General features: G+C 45.5%; 3 protein-coding genes. 2 read left to right on the forward strand and 1 reads right to left on the reverse strand.

Annotated features, from left to right (window positions below):
* Positions 1-38: 38 nt before the first annotated feature.
* Positions 39-1,430, forward strand: coding sequence for an aminotransferase-like domain-containing protein (locus CAG68_RS18940; RefSeq protein ID WP_053304299.1), 1,392 nt, complete (start codon positions 39-41; stop codon positions 1,428-1,430).
* A gap of 98 nt (positions 1,431-1,528) precedes the next feature.
* The gene (locus CAG68_RS18945) at positions 1,529-1,753 is read left to right on the forward strand and encodes a hypothetical protein (protein ID WP_017636102.1); all 225 of its coding nucleotides are present in this window, start codon (positions 1,529-1,531) and stop codon (positions 1,751-1,753) included.
* Positions 1,754-1,843: 90 nt separating this feature from the next.
* Here CAG68_RS18945 and asnS read toward each other — a convergent pair whose 3' ends face one another.
* On the reverse strand, positions 1,844-3,244 hold the full coding sequence (gene asnS, locus CAG68_RS18950) for an asparagine--tRNA ligase (RefSeq protein ID WP_025767293.1): 1,401 nt from the start codon (positions 3,242-3,244) through the stop codon (positions 1,844-1,846).
* Positions 3,245-3,471 lie beyond the last annotated feature (227 nt).

A 3,471-nucleotide genomic window follows, 5' to 3' on the forward strand; every position in this document is an offset into this window, starting at 1 on the left:
GTATGCTATGGTGCGGCTGTAAGTGAAATGAGGGAAACATGAACCGATACCGTCAACTGGCTGAGCTGTTCAAAACGCAGATTCAGCAAAATACTTGGAGAGCAGGGGAAAAGCTGCCATCAGTGCGTGTAACAAGCCGAAACCATTCTGTCAGCGCAGGTACGGTATTACAAGCTTATCAGCTGCTCGAAGCACAAGGTTGGGTCGCAGCGAAACCTCAGTCTGGATACTTTGTTACTGCGGAGTTGGACCGCTTCGAACCGAGTTCTCCAGCCACTTCCGTTTATCGCTCTAGCATCAACGATGAACTTTACGACTACCTCAAAAATCAGGCCTCACCGAATGCGGTGAAGTTTGGCTCCGCGTTTCCAGACCCAGCATTGTTCCCATTAGAAGCGCTAAACCGCAACCTAGCCAGCTCAGGCAGGAAGATGGGGGCAGAGACGTTATTGGATAACTTGCCGCCGGGCTGTGAGTCTCTACGCCGTTTGATTGCTCAACGGTACATCCAACAAGGTATGGTGTTTACCCATGATGATATTGTCGTTACTTCTGGCGCATTAGAAGCGTTGAATTTGAGCCTTCAGGCCGTGACCCAGCCTGGAGATACTGTTGTAGTTGAATCACCGACGTTTTATGGCGCACTTCAAGCGATTGAACGTTTAGGTCTAAAGGCGATAGAAATAACGGTGGATCCGTTAACTGGACATTCAGTGGATCAAATTGAAGCGACTTTTACCGACAATGATGTTCGCGCATGTTGGTTAATGACTAACTTTCACAATCCAACAGGAACCTTATTAAGTGACGGGCAGAAGCAGCGTATCGTCGAACTGGCTGACAAATACGATGTGTACTTGATCGAAGATGATGTGTATTCAGAGCTTTATTTTTCTGAAAAAAAGCCAAGCTCACTTAAAGCTTTTGATACACAAGAGCGCGTATTGCATTGTGGATCATTTTCAAAAAGCCTTTGCCCTGGCTATAGGCTGGGCTGGGTGGTAAACAAACGCTTCAATGCGCAACTTCAAAAGCTGCAACTTATCTCGACGTTGTCAGGCAGTGCACCAATCCAGCAGGGTATCGCGCATTACTTGCAAAACGATAGTTATGATAGCCATCTTAGAAAACTGCGAAAGAATCTTGAGCAGCGGCAATTGGCGTTTATTGAACTGGTTGATAAGTACTTTCCCCAATCGATTCGTTACACGCAACCGGAAGGCGGCTATTTTCTTTGGATAGAACTGCCGAAAACAAAGTGCGGAAAAGCGATTTATCAAAAGTTATTGGAAGCGAACATCACTGTAGCATTTGGTCAGTTGTTTTCTGTCGCTCCAAATTATGAGAACTACCTGAGGCTTAATACATCGTTACCTGTAAATGATGAATTAGAACAAGCCGTGAAGACGGTCGGAGAATTACTTCATTAGCCAACTGTTTACCTGTTTTTTGCTCAAACTGTATCAGTGGACGATACCGAAGCTGTGTTTCAATCATGGGCAGACAACCATTTAGGTTAGGAGCCGTAATGAAAAAGCAGTTGGTAAAGCATGAACTTAGGTTGATGGGTGTTGCTATTTTTAGCGCATTTTTGTTGGTGTTTGCACACTTGATATTGGCGAAATCTTTTTCTCATATGGTTTGGACGGAATACACTGCTGCCGTTATCCCATTTGTGATGTTTGGCTTGTGTGTGGTTGGAGTAAAATACGCAGCGCGAGCAGATGAGGATGACGACGAAAATAACAACTAGAGTGTATACACCGGTTGCTAGAAAATCATTCGTACAAATAAAAGACCTCCACATGGGAGGTCTTTTTAATTCGATATCACTAAAAAGTGATTAGAAGTTCGCAGAGCGAGGAGTACGTGGGAATGGGATCACGTCACGAACGTTGCCCATACCAGTTACGTAAGATACTAGGCGCTCGAAGCCTAGTCCAAAGCCTGCGTGTGGCACTGTACCGTATTTACGTAGGTCGCGATACCAGCTCATATGTTCAGGATCGATACCCACTTCACGCATACGTGCATCTAGAATGTCTAGGCGCTCTTCACGCTGAGAACCACCGATGATTTCGCCGATGCCCGGTGCTAGAACGTCCATTGCTGCAACTGTTTTACCGTCATCGTTAGCACGCATGTAGAATGCTTTAATGTCTTTCGGGTAGTTCTTAACGATTACAGGTGCTTTGAAGTGTTCTTCAGCAAGGAAACGCTCGTGCTCAGAAGACATATCGATACCCCATTCAACTGGGAATTCGAACTCACGGCCTGAATCAAGAAGAATCTGGATTGCGTCAGTGTAGTCAACCTGTGCGAAGTCAGAAGAAACGAACTGCTCTAGACGAGTGATTGCTTCTTTATCGATGCGTTGAGCGAAGAACTCAAGGTCATCACGACACTCTGCAAGCACCGCTTTAAACACGTACTTGAGCATGTCTTCAGCCAGTTTCGCTACATCATCCAGTTCTGCGAACGCAACTTCAGGCTCAACCATCCAGAACTCTGCTAGGTGGCGGCTTGTATTTGAGTTTTCAGCACGGAAAGTAGGGCCGAAAGTGTAAACTTTGCTTAGCGCACAAGCGTAAGCTTCTGCGTTTAGCTGACCAGATACGGTTAGGAACGTCTCTTTACCGAAGAAGTCTTCGTTGTAGTCCACTTTACCAGCGTCAGTGCGAGGAAGGTTTTCCATGTCTAGCGTAGATACGCGGAACATTTCACCAGCGCCTTCAGCATCTGAAGCCGTGATCAACGGCGCAGATACCCAGAAGTAACCTTGCTCGTGGTAGAAGCGGTGGATTGCTTGAGATAGGCAGTTACGTACACGTGCTACTGCACCGATTACGTTTGTGCGCGGACGTAGGTGCGCAACTTCACGTAGGTACTCGATTGAGTGACGAGTTTTTGCCATTGGGTAAGTTTCAGCATCTTCAACCCAACCAACCACTTTAACGTCAGTGGCAGCAAGTTCGAAGTCTTGACCCTTTGCAGGAGATTCAACAATCTTACCAGTTACTTCAACAGAGCAGCCAGTCGTTAGCTTTAATACTTCCTCTTCGTAATTATTAAGATTATTTGGGACCACGGCCTGAATCGGGTCGAAACAAGAGCCGTCATATATGGCAAGGAAAGAGATTCCAGCTTTGGAATCACGACGTGAACGGATCCAGCCACGAACAGTCACTTCGCTGTCTACTGCTAGCTGACCTTTCAATACGTCTGATACAGGCGCGTAAGTCATGTTTTCAATATTCTCCATTGAGGTAAAAATTCAACTCAACGCTTACTTAAAGTACTTGTCTAATAACATTTTTGTTCAAAAAACAAGCTAAGCGCTGAGTTGGGTAGCATTTTACAGATTCAACGAGACATATTACCTGTCAATTCGCTCGCATCAACCTTTATATTCGTTTTGATGGGGAGAATCTCTCTATTTATTCACTCTTTTGTGCTCTGAAAGTGTGAATT

The organism is Vibrio sp. V42_P2S4T144, from assembly GCF_009904715.1.
In the GTDB taxonomy this organism is placed as follows: Bacteria; Pseudomonadota; Gammaproteobacteria; order Enterobacterales; family Vibrionaceae; genus Vibrio; species Vibrio alginolyticus.

What these genes read in the sequence shown, in the direction of transcription:
- asnS (WP_025767293.1), bottom strand. Translation starts at nt 3,244, where the DNA reads ATGACTTACGCGCCTGTATCAGACGTATTGAAAGGTCAGCTAGCAGTA.
- CAG68_RS18945 (WP_017636102.1), top strand. Translation starts at nt 1,529, where the DNA reads ATGAAAAAGCAGTTGGTAAAGCATGAACTTAGGTTGATGGGTGTTGCT.
- CAG68_RS18940 (WP_053304299.1), top strand. Translation starts at nt 39, where the DNA reads ATGAACCGATACCGTCAACTGGCTGAGCTGTTCAAAACGCAGATTCAG.